Source organism: Acinetobacter sp. S54 (genome assembly GCF_016624945.1).
Taxonomy (GTDB): domain Bacteria; phylum Pseudomonadota; class Gammaproteobacteria; order Pseudomonadales; family Moraxellaceae; genus Acinetobacter.
The window spans coordinates 234,342-254,421 of record NZ_JACVUI010000004.1 but is presented as its reverse complement, the minus strand read 5'-3'; the positions used below and the strand labels follow the sequence as shown (position 1 = coordinate 254,421).

The 20,080-nt window shown below is 40.0% G+C and carries 16 protein-coding genes; 4 read left to right on the top strand and 12 right to left on the bottom strand.

The features are described 5' to 3' along the window. Window positions 1–4: 4 nt before the first annotated feature. On the bottom strand, window positions 5–2,251 hold the full coding sequence (locus IAE20_RS09340; protein ID WP_200482211.1) for a bifunctional prephenate dehydrogenase/3-phosphoshikimate 1-carboxyvinyltransferase: 2,247 nt from the start codon (window positions 2,249–2,251) through the stop codon (window positions 5–7). A 67-nt stretch (window positions 2,252–2,318) separates the two neighbouring features. Next, complete coding sequence (gene pheA / locus IAE20_RS09335; RefSeq protein WP_200460301.1) at window positions 2,319–3,428, bottom strand: prephenate dehydratase; 1,110 nt, start codon at window positions 3,426–3,428, stop codon at window positions 2,319–2,321. A 167-nt stretch (window positions 3,429–3,595) separates the two neighbouring features. On the opposite strand from pheA, the gene IAE20_RS09330 reads away from it, so the two are divergent. Both IAE20_RS09330 and IAE20_RS09325 read left to right on the top strand, forming a co-directional pair. Then, window positions 3,596–4,558, top strand: a complete 963-nt coding sequence (locus IAE20_RS09330) for an alpha/beta hydrolase (protein ID WP_200482160.1) — start codon at window positions 3,596–3,598, stop codon at window positions 4,556–4,558. A gap of 139 nt (window positions 4,559–4,697) precedes the next feature. After that, a complete protein-coding gene (locus tag IAE20_RS09325; RefSeq protein ID WP_200482161.1) occupies window positions 4,698–5,216 on the top strand; it encodes a DJ-1/PfpI family protein in 519 nt (172 codons plus the stop codon). A 63-nt stretch (window positions 5,217–5,279) separates the two neighbouring features. Here IAE20_RS09325 and IAE20_RS09320 read toward each other — a convergent pair whose 3' ends face one another. From IAE20_RS09320 to IAE20_RS09305, 4 genes are all read right to left on the bottom strand, one after another. Further along, window positions 5,280–6,425, bottom strand: coding sequence for an acyl-CoA dehydrogenase family protein (locus IAE20_RS09320; protein ID WP_200460304.1), 1,146 nt, complete (start codon window positions 6,423–6,425; stop codon window positions 5,280–5,282). A gap of 235 nt (window positions 6,426–6,660) precedes the next feature. Beyond that, window positions 6,661–8,259 carry a bifunctional aspartate transaminase/aspartate 4-decarboxylase gene (locus IAE20_RS09315; protein ID WP_200460305.1) on the bottom strand — a complete coding sequence of 533 codons (1,599 nt, stop codon included), beginning with the start codon at window positions 8,257–8,259 and terminating at the stop codon, window positions 6,661–6,663. A gap of 50 nt (window positions 8,260–8,309) precedes the next feature. Then, window positions 8,310–9,995 (bottom strand): aspartate-alanine antiporter, encoded by a 1,686-nt coding sequence (gene aspT, locus IAE20_RS09310; protein ID WP_200482212.1) that lies wholly within the window; start codon window positions 9,993–9,995, stop codon window positions 8,310–8,312. Between the two features lie 222 nt (window positions 9,996–10,217). Continuing rightward, on the bottom strand, window positions 10,218–10,646 hold the full coding sequence (locus IAE20_RS09305; RefSeq protein ID WP_200482162.1) for an organic hydroperoxide resistance protein: 429 nt from the start codon (window positions 10,644–10,646) through the stop codon (window positions 10,218–10,220). A 395-nt stretch (window positions 10,647–11,041) separates the two neighbouring features. Between IAE20_RS09305 and IAE20_RS09300 the strand changes: the two genes are divergently transcribed. Further along, window positions 11,042–11,743: a VIT family protein gene (locus tag IAE20_RS09300; RefSeq protein ID WP_200482163.1), complete on the top strand. Its 702-nt coding sequence runs from the start codon at window positions 11,042–11,044 to the stop codon at window positions 11,741–11,743. 135 nt (window positions 11,744–11,878) lie between these two features. Here the strand turns inward: IAE20_RS09300 and IAE20_RS09295 are convergent, their stop codons facing one another. Then, a complete protein-coding gene (locus IAE20_RS09295; RefSeq protein WP_200482164.1) occupies window positions 11,879–12,658 on the bottom strand; it encodes a TIGR03915 family putative DNA repair protein in 780 nt (259 codons plus the stop codon). Window positions 12,659–12,685: 27 nt separating this feature from the next. Next, window positions 12,686–13,945 carry a putative DNA modification/repair radical SAM protein gene (locus tag IAE20_RS09290; RefSeq protein WP_200482165.1) on the bottom strand — a complete coding sequence of 420 codons (1,260 nt, stop codon included), beginning with the start codon at window positions 13,943–13,945 and terminating at the stop codon, window positions 12,686–12,688. Between the two features lie 155 nt (window positions 13,946–14,100). Here IAE20_RS09290 and IAE20_RS09285 point away from each other — a divergent pair, with 155 nt between their 5' ends. Continuing rightward, the gene (locus IAE20_RS09285) at window positions 14,101–15,198 is read left to right on the top strand and encodes an NAD(P)H-dependent flavin oxidoreductase (RefSeq protein WP_413784490.1); all 1,098 of its coding nucleotides are present in this window, start codon (window positions 14,101–14,103) and stop codon (window positions 15,196–15,198) included. An 8-nt stretch (window positions 15,199–15,206) separates the two neighbouring features. Here the strand turns inward: IAE20_RS09285 and dusB are convergent, their stop codons facing one another. The 4 genes from dusB to IAE20_RS09265 form a co-directional block, all read right to left on the bottom strand. Continuing rightward, window positions 15,207–16,199: a tRNA dihydrouridine synthase DusB gene (gene dusB, locus IAE20_RS09280; RefSeq protein WP_320159394.1), complete on the bottom strand. Its 993-nt coding sequence runs from the start codon at window positions 16,197–16,199 to the stop codon at window positions 15,207–15,209. A gap of 686 nt (window positions 16,200–16,885) precedes the next feature. Then, window positions 16,886–17,275 (bottom strand): carboxymuconolactone decarboxylase family protein, encoded by a 390-nt coding sequence (locus IAE20_RS09275; protein WP_200482168.1) that lies wholly within the window; start codon window positions 17,273–17,275, stop codon window positions 16,886–16,888. Further along, a complete protein-coding gene (locus IAE20_RS09270; protein ID WP_200482169.1) occupies window positions 17,276–18,727 on the bottom strand; it encodes an NAD-dependent succinate-semialdehyde dehydrogenase in 1,452 nt (483 codons plus the stop codon). Window positions 18,728–18,897: 170 nt separating this feature from the next. Beyond that, the gene (locus IAE20_RS09265; RefSeq protein WP_200482170.1) at window positions 18,898–20,070 is read right to left on the bottom strand and encodes a hypothetical protein; all 1,173 of its coding nucleotides are present in this window, start codon (window positions 20,068–20,070) and stop codon (window positions 18,898–18,900) included. Window positions 20,071–20,080: the final 10 nt, after the last annotated feature.

Below are 20,080 nucleotides of genomic sequence, written 5' to 3'. Positions count from 1 at the left end.
TAAATTATTGGCTGACTTGAATGGTTAAGCCCGCACGATTAGCCAATTCAGTAAAGGTCGGGAAACTCGTTGCAACAGTTTCGGTACCTAAGATTTTAATTTCTTGAGAGGCACGTAAACCTGCCATGCTAAAACTCATGGCAATACGATGGTCATGATGCGATTCAATTTCACCGCCAGTAAAAATAAATGACCAATCGCCTGATTTTCCTTTGCCTTCGATGACAATACCATCATCGGTTGGCCTGCAATCGATTCCCATAATTTTCAAGCCATCTGCCATTACCTGAATACGATCTGACTCTTTAACACGCAATTCTGCCGCACCAGTTAAAATAGTTTGACCTTCCGCACATGCCGCCGCAATAAATAATGCAGGAAACTCATCAATGGCAAGTGGTACTTGGTCTTCAGGCATATGAATACCTTTCAATGTACGTGTACCACGAATACGAATATCTGCAATCGGTTCACCGCCAGCAATACGTTCATTTTCCACAGTCAGGTCGGCACCCATCTGTTTTAAAATCTCAATTACACCCGTACGAGTTGGGTTAATCCCCACTGCCTCTAAAGTCACGTCTGAACCTTCAGTAATTGCAGCACCAACCATAAAAAATGCGGCAGATGAAATATCAGATGGAACCTGAATATCCGTCCCCATTAATTTACCACCGCCATTCAGTGAAATCCTATTGCCTTCAGTTTTCACTTCATAGCCAAAGGCACGTAGCATACGCTCGGTATGATCACGCGTTGGTTCAGGTTCAGTCACTGAAGTTTCCCCTTCAGCCCATAACCCTGCCAACAAAATACCTGATTTGACTTGGGCAGAAGCCATCGGTAAATCATAATGAATACCTTTTAACTTTTGAGCCCCCGTAATACTCACAGGTGGCGTTCCTTTTTCACCTGTAGTCTGAATCTGAGCACCCATTAAGCGAAGTGGCTTGGCAATACGTTCCATTGGACGCTTTGAAAGTGAAGCATCGCCAGTCATCACCGAATCAAACTTTTGTGCCGACAACATTCCAGACAACAAACGCATACTGGTGCCTGAGTTACCCATATATAAGGCGCCCACAGGAGCTTTTAAGCCCTGCATGCCTACCCCGTGAATAGTGACTTCACCATTTTTAGGTCCTTCAATACTAACGCCCATATCACGAAACGCCTGTAAAGTCGCCAGAGCATCTTCACCTTCAAGGAAGCCCGTTACGTGCGTAGTTCCTTCTGCAATCGCACCAAACATAATGGAACGATGTGACACAGATTTGTCACCCGGTACGGTAAATTTACCTTGAAATGATTTTTTTCCCGGTAGAATACTAAATTGCTGTGTCACCTTATTTTTCTCCATGAAGGGTTTCTGAGCTAACATATGATTAAAATGTTGACGTGCAGCCTGAGCATGCCCAAGCAGCCCCATTAGCGCATGCGAGTCTTCATCTTCGATCAGTTGTCGAAGCTCAGCAAGCTGTTGTTCAAAACCATCAACTGCTTTAAGGATTGCCGTTTTATTGGCAAAGAAGATATCATGCCACATTTGCGGATCACTTGCGGCTATCCGAGAGAAATCACGAAAACCACCTGCCGCATAACGAAAAATGTCGAGATTATCTTCACGATTCGCCAATTGCTCAACCAGATTAAAGGCCATTAAATGTGGTAAATGACTAGTGTGTGCCAAAACCTCGTCGTGCTTTTCCACATCCATACAAATCACTTCGGCCTTGGCAGCAGACCAAAGCTGGACTAATTTTTCAACTGCCCAATCTGCACTGCTTGGAAGCGGCGTTAAAATCACTTTATGGTGAGCAAATAAATCTACTTTACCTGCGTGGACACCCGTATGTTCACTTCCTGCAATAGGATGTCCCGGCACAAAACCTGCTGGTAAATACTCGCCATAAACGGCTTTAGCTGCGGCAACCACATTCCCTTTGGTACTTCCCACATCCGTTAAAATTGCATGCTCATTTAAGTAAGGTCTGATCTGTTCAAGAATTTTTTGCGTCGCGCGAACAGGCAAAGCCAATATAACTAAATCTGCATCTTGCACTGCCTCAACAGGACTTTCATAACCCGTATCAATCAAACCCAGCGCTTTGGCATCTTCCAGAGTTTTTTTGGAACGAGTTGCAGCCACGACTGACGTGGCTAAATGTTCAGCCTGTATGACTCGTGCCAGACTCGAACCAATCAGACCCAGTCCGATAAATGCGACTTTATGAAATAAAGGTTCAGGCATCATGTGTTTATCTTATCCCGTAGAGCAATATTTAAAAGAATAACGTCATTACTTTGTAATGACAAAATTATAATACAGCTGCTGGATAAGAACCCAATACACGTAACTCTTTGACTGTTGGGCGTATGTCGTTTAAAGCTGCCGCAACATTTTCCTGATCAATATGCCCTTCCAAATCGATAAAAAACACATAGGCCCATTTTTCAGGTAAAGCTGGACGTGTTTCAATACTGGTTAAACTAATGCCATGTTTGGCAAATGGCGCCAGAATATCGAGTAATGCACCAGCTCGGTCATGGGCAGAAATTAAAAGTGAGGTTTTATCATTGCCACTTTGCGGAATTTTTTCACGGCCAATTACCAGAAAACGCGTGGTATTTTCTGGATTATCTTCAATATTGCTATGTAAAATTTCGAGATTATAAAGTGAAGCTGCAATGTCAGAAGCAATCGCGGCCGAATGCCATTCGTTACGAATACGGCGCGCAGCTTCAGCATTTGAGTTTAATGCCACACGTTCAACACCCGGATAATGTGCGTCTAGCCACTGGCGGCATTGAGCCAATGTTTGTTGGTGTGCATAAATTTGTTTAATGCTGTCTTTGCGTGTATTTTCGGAAACTAGAAATTGGTGATGAATGCGGAGTTCCACTTCACCAATCACATTAAGCTGTGACGTTTTAAAACAGTCCAAGGTATGGTTGACAATTCCTTCAGATGAATTTTCAACAGGAACCACACCATAATGCGCACTACCCGCTTCAACTTCACGAAATACTTCATCGATCGTCGGTAATGGACGCACGATCGCATCTTTACCAAAATGTTTGAGTACTGCAGACTGGGTAAAAGTCCCTTCTGGACCTAAAAATGCAATACTTTGTGGTGCTTCCAATGCCAGACAAGCCGACATGATTTCACGAAATAAACGTGCCATTGTAGTGTCGGATAAGGGCCCTTTATTGCGTTCCATGACTTTGCGCAGAACTTGTGCCTCACGTTCTGGTCGATAAAACAACGGATTCTCTTCGGCAGCAAATTTTGCTTTAGCGACAGCTTCAGCCAGACTTGCACGACGATTAATGAGTTCCTGAATCTGCTGATCTACAGAATCAATATCATTGCGAATTTGTTGTAAATCGAGAGAAGTTGACGAGTTCTGATCATCATGGATCATTGGAATGCAGCCCCTGCAAATGGTTTTCGACAGTATATCAAGACTTGTCATGTTTGCTATAGCATCAGGATCAGTCAAATCGATAAAATCCTATTTTTACCTTCACATCTTTCTTTTTTATGCTTTAATACAAATTATTAAGAATCAATCTCATTTAATGATCTATTATGCTAAAACCTTTCGTTTGTACCTTGCTTAGCCTATCACTTTGGGGGGTAAGCTCATTGTCTTATTCACAAACCAGCGCCACAATTGCTCCCAAAACCTCTCAATCTGAAGGCCCGCGTTTGGACTTACAGCGTAAAGGTACAACTCAGCAATTCACAATGAAGTCAAAATATACGCCAAACGAATATTTTATTCAGGTTTATATTCCTTATACACCAGCTCCTAAAACAGGATATCCAGTTCTATATATGCTGGATGGTAATGCAGTATTTAATAGTGCCAGTAGCATTGCCCAGTCGCTTGGCGGTGGTTCTGAAAAAATGGGACTTGATCCAGTGGTGATTGTAACGATTGGCTATCCGAGTGAAACCCAGTTCTCTGGTCAGCAACGTGCGCTTGACTATACTCCCTTACCTAAAAGTGATCCCCAAAAGGATGAACGATACCAATACGGTGGTGCAGATAATTTTTTAAAATTCATCCAAAATGAATTGAAACCCCGAATCCAGCAAGGTATTCAGATTAATACTCAACAACAAACTTTATTTGGTCATTCATTTGGTGGATTGTTTACGCTCGATACCTTTTTCAAGCACCCGCAAAGCTTTAATCGTTATATTGCAGCTAGTCCCTCTTTATGGTTTGATCAAAGTGTGTTAACCAAAGAACTGCAACAATTCAAGCAAAAAAAGACTGATTTTAAAACACCGATTTTAGTGATGACAACCGTAGGCACAGCAGAAGGACGTGGACGCCCGCCGAGAGGTTCTCAGCCTGCCAATACCAGTTCCAATTTCTTTGAAGATTTTGAAGCATTAAGATCAGACCAACTTAAATATTGGCATTTTAGGCATCCAGCTGAGCAACACATTACCAATATGTATGCAAGCCTACCTAAAGCCATTTTATTTGCTGCCTGTAATGGCTCTGAAAATTGCAGCAAATTATTTAATGAAAATTAAGTCATTCATTATCCTTATTTTTTATTTTAGAATTACAATTCATGACGCTTTAAATACAAAGCGTCAATGTTGTTTTTTCATTCAAGCCGTATTGTATTAAGTTCCTATAAAAACCTTCCTGAAAAAAGGGAGAATAAAAATGCCAAAAACAATTGCCGCTTTAGTCACTCATGATTTTGAAGATCTTGAATATTGTGAAACCGTCCATGCTTATCGTGCTGCCGGTCATCGAGTTATTAATATTGAACATCATGAAGGTAATATTGTTTATGGCATTCAACGTAAAACCTCAACAACTATTGATTTAGGAATCGATGATAGTAATGTTCATCATTTTGATGCGCTGCTTATTCCAGGCGGTGAATCTCCAGAAGCCCTGAGAAATGATGAGCGTTTTGTTTTTTTTGTAAGACGCTTTGCCAATCTACAAAAACCCATTTTTATTTGCTGTTATGCACCACAACTATTAATGCATGCCGGAGTGGTTAAAGGACGACGTATTTGTGCGATTCAAACCATTTTAGATGAGCTGGAAAATGCAGGCGCGGTTTGTCTGGATCAAGATGTAGTCAATGACAATAACTTATATATCTCTTCACGTAGTCCAGAGTTATTTCCCCAATTTGTCGATGAGACCTTGAAAGTATTGCGGTTATAGTACTTCTTACAAAAAAAAACGGTAGATGATGATCTACCGTTTTTAAATATTTTTACATGACTTTTATGCTTTTCCAATAATGCCACGCGCTACAATTTCTTTCATAATTTCATTGGTTCCCCCATAAATACGTTGAATACGAGCATCAACAAAGAAACGTGAAATTGGATATTCAGTCATATAACCATAACCGCCAAACAGTTGCAGTAAATTGTCAGCAACTTTCATTTGCATATCGGTACTAAAGCTTTTCAGAGCTGCTGCCGTCTCTACATCCAGTTTTGCGTCTTGATACAAAGCAAGGTTTTGATTATAAAAGGCTGCTGTTGCTAGCTCATCAATTTTTGCCTGCGCCAAAACAAAACGTGTATTTTGAAAGTTTGCGATGGGCTGACCAAAAGCCTGACGCTCTTTAACATATTTGATGGTGACATCAATCGCACCACGAATTGCACCTAAAGCTGTAGCTGCAATGGCAGTTCGTTCACGTGGTAATTCCTGCATCAGATAAGCAAAACCTTGTCCAGGCTGCCCTAATAACTGATCTTTTGGAACGTTGACATTGTCAAAGAAAAGTTCAGAGGTATCCTGTGAGTGCAGCCCGATTTTATCGAGATTCGTGCCTTTTTTAAAACCGTCCAGATGAGTATCGACGAGTAACAGTGATACGCCTTTAGCACGTGCCTGCGGATCTGTTTTGACTGCAAGTACAACCAAGTCTGCATGTTGACCGTTTGAGATAAACGTTTTAGAACCATTGAGAATATAATGATCATCTTGCAAAATCGCACTGGTACGCATCGCTTGTAAATCAGAACCAGCTCCTGGTTCCGTCATACCAATCGCACCAACCACTTCACCACTCACCATTTTAGGCAGCCAATATTGCTTTTGTTCTTCATTTGCAATATGCAGAATATAAGGCGCAGCAATTTCTGAATGACATGAAATTGCTGTTGATAAAGCTCCGTAACCTGCACGGGCAGATTCTTCAACCAACATTAAAGAGTAGTGTGTAGGTACGCCATAGCCACCATAAGCTTCAGGCACATCGACACATAAAAAACCATTTTCACCCAGCGATGACCATACTGAACGTGGCATGATACCTTCACGTTCCCATTGATCATAATGCGGAGCAATCTGCTCATTCATATAACGTTTAAAATTATCGCGAAATAATTCCAGATCAGCATCATAAGCTAGCATTTTTACTTCCTTTTCGATGTTGTTGTTCTATCGTTAAACTTCAAGATGCTAATAATTTTTACACTAAAAATCACCGTTTATTGTTCTACAGTTGAGAACTTTATAGTCAGATCTTCCTTAAAAATACACTTGCTTTGTGAAATATCAAATAAATTAAAGCATTCCTGATGCATTAAAAAATAAAATCCCTGATACATTTTCATATATCAGGGACAGGACGTATTTTTATAGTCGCTTATTTTTTCTTGCGCGTTTTTAAATATTCCTGATAGGACTCTTCTGCAAAACGGCGTAGTGAGTCACCAATCGCAGCATATTGGAATTCATTTAAGTTTGCCAAAGATGCACGTGCAGATGGGTGTTGAACACCAAAACCAGAACCTGGCAATAACACCACACCCGTTTCATCTGCGACACGGAATAACAATTCGGTCGGGTTTTTGGTTTTCATGACCCAATCCGCGAAATCATCACCATAAAGTTGACGTGAAGTATTTTCCAGATTGACCAAGGTGTAATAATCTACCGCATTTGGATCTTGTGGGACATCCACACCCAATTGACGATATAAAGCAGCATCACGTTCACGAACCACAGATTTGACTGCTTTTTTGTAGTTTTGACGAGAGTCCATCATGTTAAACAGTGAAAATAACACCATTTGAACTTGCTGTGGCGTTGAAAGACCTGCAGTGTGATTCAAGGCAACATTACGACTGTCCGCAACTAAACGATCAATAAATTTGATGCTGGCAGGATCGGTGGTCAATGATCCATAACGTTTTTCCAAGTCAGCCTTATCTTTTTTCGATAAAGCTGCAATTTTTTTATCGAGAATATTTTCTTTCGCTGTTGCGATAACCCCCAAGCGCCAACCTGTTGCACCAAAATACTTGGAGTATGAATACACTAAAATGGTGTTTTCAGGACAAACAGCAAATAAAGATTTGAAATTATCCGCAAATGTACCGTACACGTCATCTGTCAAAAGAATTAAATCAGGACGTTTTTTTACAATATCTGCCAGAATAGCTAAACCTTCATCACTCATTTTCACGGAAGGTGGATTACTTGGATTGACCAAGAAAAAGGCTTTAATTGCTGGATCTTCAAGCTTACGCAGCTCTGATTCAGGGTATTGCCATCCCATATTTGGATCAGCATGAATCAACACTTCTTCCAACTGGTAGTCATTCAATTCAGGAATTTCAAGATAAGGCGTAAAAACAGGTACACCGATGGCAATTTTGTCACCATAATCGATGAGCTTATTTTCTTTTAAAGAATTAAAAATATATGCCATTGCAGCAGTTCCGCCCTCCACTGCAAAAAGATCCAGTGATTCTTTTGGCATTCCTTTAACGCCCATTTCACGCAGGATATATTCCTTTACGATAGACTCACTGATACGCAACATACGATCTGGAACAGGATAATTACAACCTAAAATTCCCTCTACCATTTCCAGCAAAAATTTATCAGGATCTAAACCTAACTGATCACGCACATAGGAAACGGCTTTTCCTAAGAAAACCACGCCTGGCTTATCACGATTTTCAAGCACGAAATGATCAAAGCGTTGTTGTAATCCCTCTGGACGAGGAAAACCGCCTAACCCTTCTGGCATATAAGAAAAAGAAAACTCAGATTCAGTGGCAGAAAACAAACCTAACTGAAAAAAGGCACGACGTGGAATGGTCGCTAAAAAGTTGGGATTTCCGCGACCTGCATTGAGCATCATGCGATCTGTTTTACTTTGTGCTAAAGAGATCAATTCATCTTTTAATTCAAATGGACTGAGTTTTGCATATTTTGAATAGTCTATATTTGCCATGAGAGCAAACTCCTTATTTATTGTAAATTAGAAAATTGATGAATTAATTTCTACGCCAGTCCCACAATCAAAGGCCCTAATAACGTTAAAAATACATTGGCTAAGGCATATGTAATCGCAAAGGGAACGGTTGGAATTGAGTTACCGGCTTTATCCAAAACCTCACCAAACGCAGGATTGGCACTACGAGCACCTGAAAGTGCGCCAGCAAATACTGCGACATTGTTATATTTAAGAATGTAACGTCCAAACAGCATCGTTAGTATGAGAGGGACTATCGTGACTACGACACCGATCAGGAACAAAGATAAACCACTTTCTTTAATGGTTTGAATTGCTTGTAGGCCAGATTGCAAACCGACAGCCGCAACAAAACCTGCCAAGCCTAAATCACGAAGAAGTTGAGAAGCTGCAAGTGGCATATTTCCATGTAACTCATTTCGACTACGCAACCAACCAAAAGCCAGACCTGAAAGCAAAGCGCCGCCGCCTGCACCCAATGTCAATGGAATACCACCAAGACGAACCACGATTAATCCAATGATTAAACCTACTGCAATACCAGCGCCGTGAAAAACCCAATCGGTTTTCAGACTTTCTGGTAAAGCCTGACCTGCCTCTTTAATGACTCGCGCAAGATCACTTTGAGTACCGTACACGGTTACAATATCGCCACGTTGAAAAATGACATCGTCAGTTAATACAATTTTTTCACCATTTCGCTTAATCGAAATAATATAAATGCCGTGTTTGAGATAAGGTGGTGTATTGGCCTTTAAGTCAGCCAGAGTACGATTGATATATTTAGAATGTTTCAGGATGATATCAGTCGTATCCATCACCATTTCCATACCCGTCGATGACTGAAGTTCTGAACCAATCTCAGTTGACATAGCCACAACCGCCGGACGACGACCTACAACCAATACGATATCATCTGTTTGAAGAACAGTTTCTGGGCTAGCATCAATTAATTGATCTTTACGTTTTAGCTTTTCAATCGTAATACTTCCAGCCTCAGCCTCAAGAGAAGCAATGGATTTACCCGAAGCGTGTTCTACTTTATAAATACGACCGACAATCTCTGGCATCGCCATTTCCTGACCAGGAGCTAATTCAATCGCTCCTTTAAGCAACTCGGACTGAGCTTTGATTGCGTCATCGCGAATTTCTTTACCCATAAATTTAGGCAAAATATTAGAACAAACAATAATTGCCCCTAATGAGCCAAAAATGTAAGTTACCGCATAACCGATGGCCACATTTGCTTGTAATCGGGAAATTTCATCTACAGGTAAATCAAGTCGAGATAATGCATCACCGGCTGTACCGATAATTGCTGATTGAGTCATGCCACCTGCAGCCAGACCAGCGGCCAAACCTTTATCTAAATGGAAAATTTTGGCCATGATCAGAACAGTGACTAATCCGCAGATTGCCATGAACCCTGCCAGTAGTATTTCCTTAATAGATTCCAGACCAAGCGATTTGAAAAATTGTGGACCGCTTTCAAAACCGACTGCATATATAAATAATGCGAAAAGGATAGATTTCACACCATTATCAACAGATACACCGACTAGGCTCAGCACTACTGCAACCAGCAAAGAGCCTGCAACGCCACCCAGCTGGAATTTTCCTATCTGGAATTTGCCAATCCAGAATCCAATCGCGAGAGATAGAAATAGGAGTATCTCTGGACTATGTTTTAATACACTTTGTAGCCATTCCATTATTTTAACCTCTCACTTTCTTTATTATTAAGTTTAAGAGTTACTGATTTTGTGTTTTGTAGCATCCCCAATCTGAATTAGGAACGCCTAATCATTAGAATAATTAATATTTATATTTAGCCGATCTATCTATCTATTAAATATTTTATTTTTAATTGTTTATGTGTGTATGAATAACCATTGCCAAGCAACAAATTGTGATTCTAATCAAAATATATAGTCTGACTAGACAATAACATTTAGATCAACATCAATATTTCCACGCGTCGCGTTTGAATACGGGCATACAATATGTGCTGCATCCACCAGTTTTTTTGCCTCTTCTTCATCCATTCCTTCTAAATGAATATTCAATTTAGCTTCAATGCCGAAACCTGTAGGAATAGGTCCGATGCCCACTTCACCTTCGATATAAGCATCTGCTGGAATCTTTATTTTATCGCGATGAGCAACGAACTTTAACGCGCCTAGAAAACAAGCAGAATAACCACCCGCAAAGAGTTGCTCTGGATTGGTTACTGCACCCCCTGCTCCACCCATCTCTTTAGGAACACCGAGCTTTACATTGAGAACACCGTCTGAAGAAACCACTTGACCATCTCGACCACCTGTTGCCTTAGCTTTGGCACGATAGACTACTTTTTCGAGAGACATAATTATTCCTGTAATATTGTTATAAAAAGCTCTATCTACTCTAAAACGAAAAGACTGCATTTTTTTTAATTTATGTTGTTGGAATACGAGTTTATTGTAAAAACAAGTTTTTAAAGGTAAAAGATTTAACTTATTTAAAATGCATTCAAGTTAATAAATGGGACTAGAAGAATTATGCAGCAATATTGATCTTTAAATAAACATCTAAAAATAGCTAAACTTTAAAATCACTAAAAAACATTTTTTGAAAATGAAGTTTTTTAATCTGAATCCCATCACTCGACTCTACGTTTCTAACTATTAAATATACAAGGCGCTCGATGATTTTCTTGCTTTTTTCCTGTCAATTCAGCATGCTTGTTGGCAAAATATAAAAGTATACTTTTAGGCGATTTATGTCGTATTCCCATCATGATGAACCCCATTTTATTCAACGTACTGGCTGGCTTCGTGCGTCTGTTTTAGGCGCTAATGATGGCATTATTTCCGTTACTAGTCTGGTGATGGGAATGGCTGCCAGTGGAGCAAGTACGCATACTTTATTTATTGCTTGTTTGGCAGGCTTGATTTCAGGTGCAACCTCAATGGCTGCGGGTGAATATGTTTCAGTACAGTCCCAAAAAGATATTGAACATGCAGATTTAAAGTTTGAAGCAAATTTACTTGAACAACACCCACATTTAGAATTGGAAGAACTTACGATCATTTACATTCGTCGTGGGTTATCGCCTGAACTGGCCAAAGAAGTCGCCCTTCAGCTTACTGAAAAAGATGCCTTGGAAGCACATGCCCGTGATGAAATTGGAATAACCGAACAAACTGCTGCCCGACCTATACAGGCTGCATTATCCTCAGCGTTATCATTTTCACTGGGTGCGTTATGTCCCATGCTTGCGATCTTGTTTAGCCCTGAACAACTTGTATCAAAAATTGTGCTTATTGTAGGAATTATTTCCTTGAGTTTAATGGGAGCATTATCTAGTTATTTTGCTGGTACTTCTCTTTGGAAAGGTAGCCTACGGATTACAGTGTGGGGTATTTTGGCAATGGCTTTTTCGACTTGGATTGGCTCACTGTTCCATGTCGGCCCAATGTAGTATTTAGTCAGACTATAATATTGGGTTGCAAACTATGTCCTTGTATTTTTTATAAACAAGCTTTTCATGGAAAATTCTACTGCGGAAAGGATCGTTTGAAGAATGTTTCCGTTAAGTCAAAACCCGTTGAACCAATTACAGGATTTTTTCATTCATATAACGCCAATAGCGTTTCGGAACATATTGAATATGCAATTTAATATTGTTACGCGCATCGATATTGACACTTTTAAAATAGTCTTTCCACAGTTGGTCATACAAAGCTTCGTTTTCATCCAATGCCAGACAAAACTCCTGACTAAAACCATTATTGATATTTCTATCAATATAAGAGGCATCCAGTTCAATCTGATGCGTTTGGTTTAAATCATAAAAAATACCATAATGGCGTTTTTCATCATAAATCAGCCATTTTTGATCCTGATAACGTGCCTTAAAATGTCTTTCAATCAACGGTAATACATTAAAATCTGGACGTACCAAGCTAATAAACAAACCTTCCTGTGTTTTCTTAAAACGAACAAAGGCTTCCATACGATGTTTTTCACGTCCCACTTGCTTTGTCCATTGAGAAACAGCAAGTACGTCAGCATGTCCATAATTTTTTTCAACGGAAAATGAACTTTGGAATACATACACAGCAAAATTAAACAAATGCTGAAACGCAATTAATTGTTCAGATAAAAACGTATAATAAAAACGCTTTAGCCCTTCTGGTGAAAGCTTTCGACTCAAGCCCGTCCATACCCTCAGCGCTTGCTGCTCATGATTTGAAACCACAATACTTTCTGCAAAAAGCGAATCCTGCACCTGATGCTCAAGCGCCAATTGCACCTCAAACTCTTTAAATTGGAATGCCCTAAAAATACAACTTAAGAGTCCTGTCATACTCCCATCAAACTGATAAATGATCATTGCATCAATACATTAAAAATCATCAGGCTAAAAGCCAAAACCTAATTGTGGTGAAATCTGTTTCGTATATTTAGATTGTCCTGATTGTAAAATTTGCTGGCGAACTTGATGGGGTTGTAGATCTCGTTGGAATTGTGGCGTGTCAACACAACGAATAAAATGCTGAGCTCGACTATAAGCCACACCCATGCGTTTCAATTGATCGATTCGTAATGCCCCAAAGCGTCGCGCTTGTACAATCTTTTTGGCTGATTTCACACCAATACCAGGAACACGTAAAATCATTTTATAATCTGCCTGATTTAAATCGACAGGAAATTGTTCTGGATGACGAAGTGCCCAGCTCAGTTTGGGATCAATGTCCAAATCGAGATTGGGGTGCTGTGGATTTACAATTTCATCGGCAGCAAAACCATAAAAACGCATTAACCAGTCGGACTGATACAACCGATTTTCACGCAGTAATGGGGGCGCTGAACCAATGGCAGGTAAAGCTTTTTCTTGTTCATTGATTGGAATATAACCCGAATAATAGACACGTTTGAGTTTAAATTCCTTGTAATGATGATCCGCCATCATCATCACCTCATAATCAGTTTCGCTGGCTGCACCGACCACCATTTGCGTGGTTTGCCCTGCTGGGACAAACTTGGGTACAGTACGAATCAATTTGCGTTCATCCTTAAACTGTATCAAACGATCTCGAACAATTCCCAAATCTTTTTGCACTTCAGCATGTGTCTTTTCGGGGGCAAAACGTTTTAATCCTGCTTCTGTAGGCATTTCCAGATTAATACTCATACGATCAGCATATAAACCTGCCTCAGTAATCAATTCAGGCGAGGCTCCTGGAATCGTTTTTAAATGAATATAACCATTAAAATTTTCTTCCAGACGTAGTTTTTTCACCACTTGCAACATACGCTCCATGGTATGGTCAGCGGATTTAAAAATACCTGAGCTTAAAAACAAACCTTCAATATAGTTGCGTCGATAAAAATTAATGGTCAGATCAACCACTTCCTGTACCGTAAATGCGGCACGCTGAATGTCATTAGAACGGCGCGAAACACAATAAGCACAATCAAAAATACAGACATTACTGAATAAAATTTTAAGTAAAGAAACGCAGCGACCATCTTCGGTATAGGAATGACAAATCCCTGAACCCGTATTGCCCAGCCCTTTATCTTTATTTTGCCGATTACTACCACTAGATGAACACGACACATCATATTTGGCAGCATCAGCTAAAATTTGCAGTTTTTCGCGGATACGATCAGACATGAGTATCGACCTCACCTTAGTTTAGCTATACAAAATATAGTATAAAAAATATAGGCCTGACTGAATATTTACCCAGATTAAAACGACATGATATGTCGTGATAAATGTAATTCAAATGTACATCCTGTATTTAACAACTAAATAACCAACATTATTTGCATCTTTTCAACAATTCAGGCTATGGTGATAAAAAACATCGGGTTCATGAGAATATGTCAATTTTACAGCAACTTGAAATTAAACATCCTATTCTATTAGCACCCATGGCCGGTGTCTCCACCCCTGAACTCGCAGCCGAAGTATCTAACTCTGGTGGATTAGGTTCTTTGGGTTTAGGAGCAAGTAACTTGAGCTCTGCTAGAGAACAAATACTCCAGACACAAGCACTTACAGACGCTCCATTTCAGGTGAATTTCTTTTGCCACCAACCTCAAGTTTTAAATGAGCAAGAAGCCCAATGCTGGATCAACTATCTAAAACCAGAATTCGAGCGTTTTAATGCAACGCCACCTCAAGCACTTGATTGTATTTATCCAAGCTTCTTGGATAATGATGATTTTTTAAATCTGATATTAGAAACTCAACCTAAAGCAGCCAGCTTTCATTTTGGTATTCCATCTACACATCAGATACAAGCCTTAAAAAATAGCGGAATCATAACTTTAGTTTCAGCCACTAATTTGACCGAAGCCAAAGCGATTGAAGCTGCGGGAATTGACATAATTATTGCACAGGGCATCGAAGCAGGTGGGCATCGTGGAATATTTAATGCTGATATGGATGGCGCAGTGAGAACGGCTGATCTTGTGCAACTCATTAATCAGCATTGTAAAAAGCCTGTGATCGCAGCTGGCGGTATTATGAATGGTCGCCAAGCTAAACAACTTATGAATTTGGGCGCACAGGCTGTTCAATTAGGCACAGCTTTTGTGCAATGTAAAACATCAAATGCGAATGCAGCTTATCGTCAGGCACTTTTGAATCAGCCACTTACTCAAATTACGTCGAGTATTTCTGGCAGACCTGCACGCGGCATTATTAATCATTGGCACACACAGATTGACCATCCTGAACGTCCATCTGTACCTGCCTACCCCTATACTTACGACCTTGCAAAACAGTTACATGCGGTTGCGAATCAAATGGGCGATCATGGATTTGGGGCATTTTGGGCAGGCAGTAATGTCGCGCAAATTCGTGAAATAGAAGCAAGAGACTTGATCAATCAACTGGTTTTGGAAATGTGTGAGTAAGCTAAGCCCTAGCTAATCGCTAATAAATCCACATGTTCAACTTGTACATCACTCATCAACTGTCCTTGATCAAGCAATTGATTAAAAAAGGCTTCAACCACCTGAGCCTGTTCATGTGTACTTTCGACTTTATACATATTTTGCCGAAACTCGTTACTTGAACGTAAGCCTTTGGTGTACCAGGCAATATGTTTACGTGCAATGCGACAACCTGAATATTCTCCATAAAATTGATAGAGTTCATTCAAATGACCTAACAACACCTGTTTCACTTCCGCAATATCAGGGGCAGGCATATGTTCACCTGTTTTTAAATAGTGTGCAATTTCCCGGAAAATCCATGGACGACCCTGTGCTGCACGACCAATCATAATGGCATCAGCGCCTGTATAATCCAGCACAAATTTAGCCTTTTCTGGGCAATCAATATCGCCATTGGCAATCACAGGAATGCTTAAAAGCCCTTTTACTTCTTTAATTAAATCATAACGTGCTGTATTTAAATACATATCTTCACGAGTTCGACCATGCAAAGCCAATGCTGCAATACCCGCTTGTTCAGCGCGTTCGGCAACTTTTAGAATGTTTTCATGACCATTTAAAAAACCAAGTCGTGTTTTTAGCGTCACAGGAACATCGACTGCGGCCACCACGGTATCTAAAATACGGGCCACCAGATCTTCGTCTTGCAATAATGCTGAACCTGCAAGTTTATTACAGACTTTCTTAGCGGGGCATCCCATATTAATATCAACGATTTGTGCACCATTTTCGACCTGATAACGGGCCGCTTCAGCAAGCTGCTCAGGGTCAGACCCTGCAATTTGTGCCGAAATGGGTGCAAGTTCTCCATCAAAATTAGCGCGGTATAGGCTTTTTTTAGTCATTCGCAGCGTTTTGTCTGCTGTCATCATTTCGCTAACTGCATGGCCAGCGCCAAAATATTTACATAGCATTCTAAATGGGCGGTCAGTGACGCCCGCCATTGGAGCGACCCAGATTTGAGTACGTTTTGATGAATCAAATAATTCTGTAATTACTGGGTTTTTACTCAATTTTCACTTTTCCATCTTCAGTCATACTTTCACAGGGTATTGACTAGTCTTATGGGTTTAAGAAGCTATATCTGCACCCATTTTTTTGGTGGGTGCTAATATTATACGAGCAATTACACCTTATACCAATGCTGTCGGTAAAACCCATGAGGGAGCAAAATCAGGATCTAAGATAAGCGACATCAGTATTTGCTTAAGTATAAAACATTCATCCAAATGTCTCACACTAAAAAATTTGCAACAAATCCTCGGCTTCTAAACCGATCTACTCAATAGGTCTCAAGAAATCTTAAAAATTTGATTCAATAATAGACTGATGAAGCTGAAGATAAATTTCCCAATAGCCAAAGCAATATTGTAAGACCAAATAAATATAAGATATTGATTTATAAAATATAATAATTTTTATATATTGAATAGCTTAATAGAAATTCGGCCATAGGTAATAAACACGATGGCTGATCAGTTTAAAAATCTATTTAATCTGAATATGGAGTTAGCTTTACCCACAAACTTTCACGCTATTTGTGGGTAAAGAAATATAACAAACTCAATCATGCATAGAAACGATAGATATCATTGCACATACTGAATATATATTTAAATATCGCATGGGTCCAAACGATAACCCGCTATTCGATATTTTCTTGCTCATATTCTTTGATCGCTTCCTTGGCAATACGAAAGCTATCAACTGCCGCCGGTACGCCGCAGTAAATCGCAACTTGTAATAATACTTCACGAATTTTTTCTTTAGGCACGCCGTTACGTAATGCACCTTTAACATGCAATTTAAGTTCATGTGGGCGATTAAGAGCAGAAATCATGGCAAGATTAATCAAACTGCGTTCAGGCTTACTCAACTCTTCACGCCCCCAAACTGCCCCCCAACAATATTCCGTCACCAGTTCCTGCAAAGGCAAATTAAAGTCATCGGCATTGTTAATGGAATTATTGACGTATTCCTCACCCAGCACTTGCTTGCGAATCGCTAGACCTTTTTCAAATTGTTCGTTGTTCATTTAAATGCCTCCAAATAAGGTGTATTTAATTTCTAGATAATCCTCCATACCGTATTTTGAACCTTCACGCCCCAAACCTGAAGATTTGATCCCACCAAATGGAGCAACTTCATTGGAAATTAAACCTTTATTGATCGCGACCATACCGTATTCCAGTTGTTCGCTCATGCGCCAAGCACGCCCTAAATCTTGTGTGTAACAATAAGCAGCCAAACCAAATTCAGTTGCATTCGCCATTTCAATCGCTTGTTGTTCAGTGTCAAATTTGAAAATCGCAGCTAAAGGGCCAAATGTTTCTTGCGTGGCAACATCCATTTCTGAGGTAACATCAGCAATAATCGTAGGTTGATAAAATAGATTTCCAGCGGTATGGCGCTGACCACCTGTGATCAAACGTGCGGATTTGGTTAACGCATCGGCCACATGTGCCTCAACTTTTTTCACTGCATTTTCATTAATCAATGGGCCAATCTCATTGCCCTGCTCCAAGCCATTACCAATAGCAAATGCCGCTACTTTTTCTTTTAATGCAGTTATAAATTTCTCGTAGATACCTGCCTGAACCAAAAATCGGTTGACACAAACACAGGTTTGTCCTGCATTTCGATATTTTGCAATCAACGCCCCATCTATTGCAGCGCCTAAATCCGCATCATCAAACACAATAAATGGTGCATTACCACCTAATTCCAGAGAAACCTTTTTTAGGGTTTGCGCGGAACGTTGATACAATAATTTGCCTACAGGTGTAGAACCAGTAAAGGTAAATTTACGTACATCGTCACTTTCAAAAATGGCATCACCAATGCTGATGGCATCCCCTGTAATTACACTAAAAATTTCTGCGGGCACCCCAGCCTGTATTGCTAGATCAACCAATGCCAAAGCAGTAAATGGAGTTTCAGGTGCAGGCTTCACAATACATGGACAACCTGCTGCCAATGCAGGCCCCACTTTACGTGTAATCATAGCCGCAGGGAAATTCCACGGCGTAATTGCAGCAACCACGCCAATGGGTTGTTTAGTGACCATGATCCGCGCATCTGGATAAGGACTCGGAATAACATCACCATAAACACGCTTGGCTTCTTCAGCAAACCATTCAATAAAACTGGCTGCATAGAGAATTTCCCCTCTCGCCTCAGCAAGTGGTTTACCCTGTTCACTGGTGAGAATAAATGCCAATTCATCTGCATGCTGTACCATCAGATCAAACCATTTTTTTAAAATAATAGAGCGATCTTTAGCAGTTTTATTTTTCCATGCATCCCAGCCATGAACTGCGGCCTGAATTGCGCGTTGCGCTTCGGCTTTTCCCATATTGGGTACAGTGCCAATGATTTCTTGTGTTGCTGGATTATAAATATCAGAAGTTTGTTGATTATCGGCATTACACCATTGTCCAGCAACGAAGGCTTGCTGGTGAAATAGGGGCATTTGATTGAGTTGCATAAATCACCTTTGTGTACAGATACAACCATTTTTGTCATTTCAAAATGATTGATGATGTAATTTTTGATCTGATTTAGCCATTTTCTCAGCAATGGCTAAACTCTTTGTATTATGGCATACCAAAAAATTACTGAAAAAAATTTTCGGTTTCCGAATGTTATAAAACGCTTTTAGAAGTAATAGAACAAAGTTAAATTCAGTAATTTGTTCCATTTACCATCATCACCTTGTGCCAAAGACGTTGAGGTTCCACCAATAAACGGATCATTTTTACCCATAATATATTCAGCCACCAATGACAGTTGCTTATGGTCAATACTGACACCTAAAATATTACGCGTAGAATCCTTTGCTCCATCCATGTCTTTGTTATAACGACTATGCATGATATAAGGGGTAATATTACCAATGTTGCCGATATTCTTAAATGTGTAACCCGCATCTATGGTGTAGTAATTAGCATCATTGGCGACTTGATATTCACTATCATAAGAACCCATTAAAGACGCTTCGGGATGTCTTAGATCTTTGTTATCGACCTGATTTTTACCGCCCGTAAAGGTCACATTGAATTGATCATAATTGGCTTTAGCAAACACGGCCCATGCCTTACGTCGACCTGTTTCATCTGTGATTTTATTGTCAATATCTGATATCCAGTAAGAAGCACCGATTTGCGTATTTAATCCATCGACACCAAGTGGAATATCCTGTGCAATACGCCCAACCCACATATTCTTTTCTTCCAGATCCGTTTGAGTTGGATCATCAGAGCGAACATAGTTAGCTGTGTAACGTCCCGAATCAGGGGTATACTGACCTGAATAATGTCCCCCATCAATCGCAAAATATCCAATATCAAATTTGGTTGCAGTCGCTAATTCAGCATGATAGTTGACACCAAGATTATGTACATCTTCCAGACCAGCAGTGGTATTCATGCTGCCATATAAGCTATTTCCCCAAAATCGTCCAGGACCAAATGGAATAGGCTGCATGCCTACTACAACCTGATCTGTTTTATTCAGATGGTAGCCCATATAAGCATCAATCATAGAGGAAAAATCACATAGCTTTTCATATTGGTAACAACGGTATTCTGCGTGACCAAATAAATCACCCCGTGCATAATCGAGTTTAAGTTGCGCCGCATCAAAACGAATTTTCTGATCATCCGCATCTTCGCCATAATGCTTAAGCTGGTAATTTCCTCGAACATAGCCGGATACAGTTAATTGACCCGAGTCACTGTTGCTATCACCAAAACTAATCCCGGCAAAACTAGGTGTATTAATCGCCATAAATATTGAAGCGAGTGTAAGTTGTAAATTACTTCTATTCATGAACTGAATC

Excerpts from the sequence above, each read along its gene's own strand:
- IAE20_RS09340 (WP_200482211.1), bottom strand. The coding sequence starts at position 2,251 with ATGCCTGAACCTTTATTTCATAAAGTCGCATTTATCGGACTGGGTCTG.
- pheA (WP_200460301.1), bottom strand. The coding sequence starts at position 3,428 with ATGATCCATGATGATCAGAACTCGTCAACTTCTCTCGATTTACAACAA.
- IAE20_RS09330 (WP_200482160.1), top strand. The coding sequence starts at position 3,596 with ATGCTAAAACCTTTCGTTTGTACCTTGCTTAGCCTATCACTTTGGGGG.
- IAE20_RS09325 (WP_200482161.1), top strand. The coding sequence starts at position 4,698 with ATGCCAAAAACAATTGCCGCTTTAGTCACTCATGATTTTGAAGATCTT.
- IAE20_RS09320 (WP_200460304.1), bottom strand. The coding sequence starts at position 6,425 with ATGCTAGCTTATGATGCTGATCTGGAATTATTTCGCGATAATTTTAAA.
- IAE20_RS09315 (WP_200460305.1), bottom strand. The coding sequence starts at position 8,259 with ATGGCAAATATAGACTATTCAAAATATGCAAAACTCAGTCCATTTGAA.
- IAE20_RS09305 (WP_200482162.1), bottom strand. The coding sequence starts at position 10,646 with ATGTCTCTCGAAAAAGTAGTCTATCGTGCCAAAGCTAAGGCAACAGGT.
- IAE20_RS09300 (WP_200482163.1), top strand. The coding sequence starts at position 11,042 with ATGTCGTATTCCCATCATGATGAACCCCATTTTATTCAACGTACTGGC.
- IAE20_RS09295 (WP_200482164.1), bottom strand. The coding sequence starts at position 12,658 with ATGATCATTTATCAGTTTGATGGGAGTATGACAGGACTCTTAAGTTGT.
- IAE20_RS09290 (WP_200482165.1), bottom strand. The coding sequence starts at position 13,945 with ATGTCTGATCGTATCCGCGAAAAACTGCAAATTTTAGCTGATGCTGCC.
- IAE20_RS09275 (WP_200482168.1), bottom strand. The coding sequence starts at position 17,275 with ATGAACAACGAACAATTTGAAAAAGGTCTAGCGATTCGCAAGCAAGTG.
- IAE20_RS09270 (WP_200482169.1), bottom strand. The coding sequence starts at position 18,727 with ATGCAACTCAATCAAATGCCCCTATTTCACCAGCAAGCCTTCGTTGCT.
- IAE20_RS09265 (WP_200482170.1), bottom strand. The coding sequence starts at position 20,070 with ATGAATAGAAGTAATTTACAACTTACACTCGCTTCAATATTTATGGCG.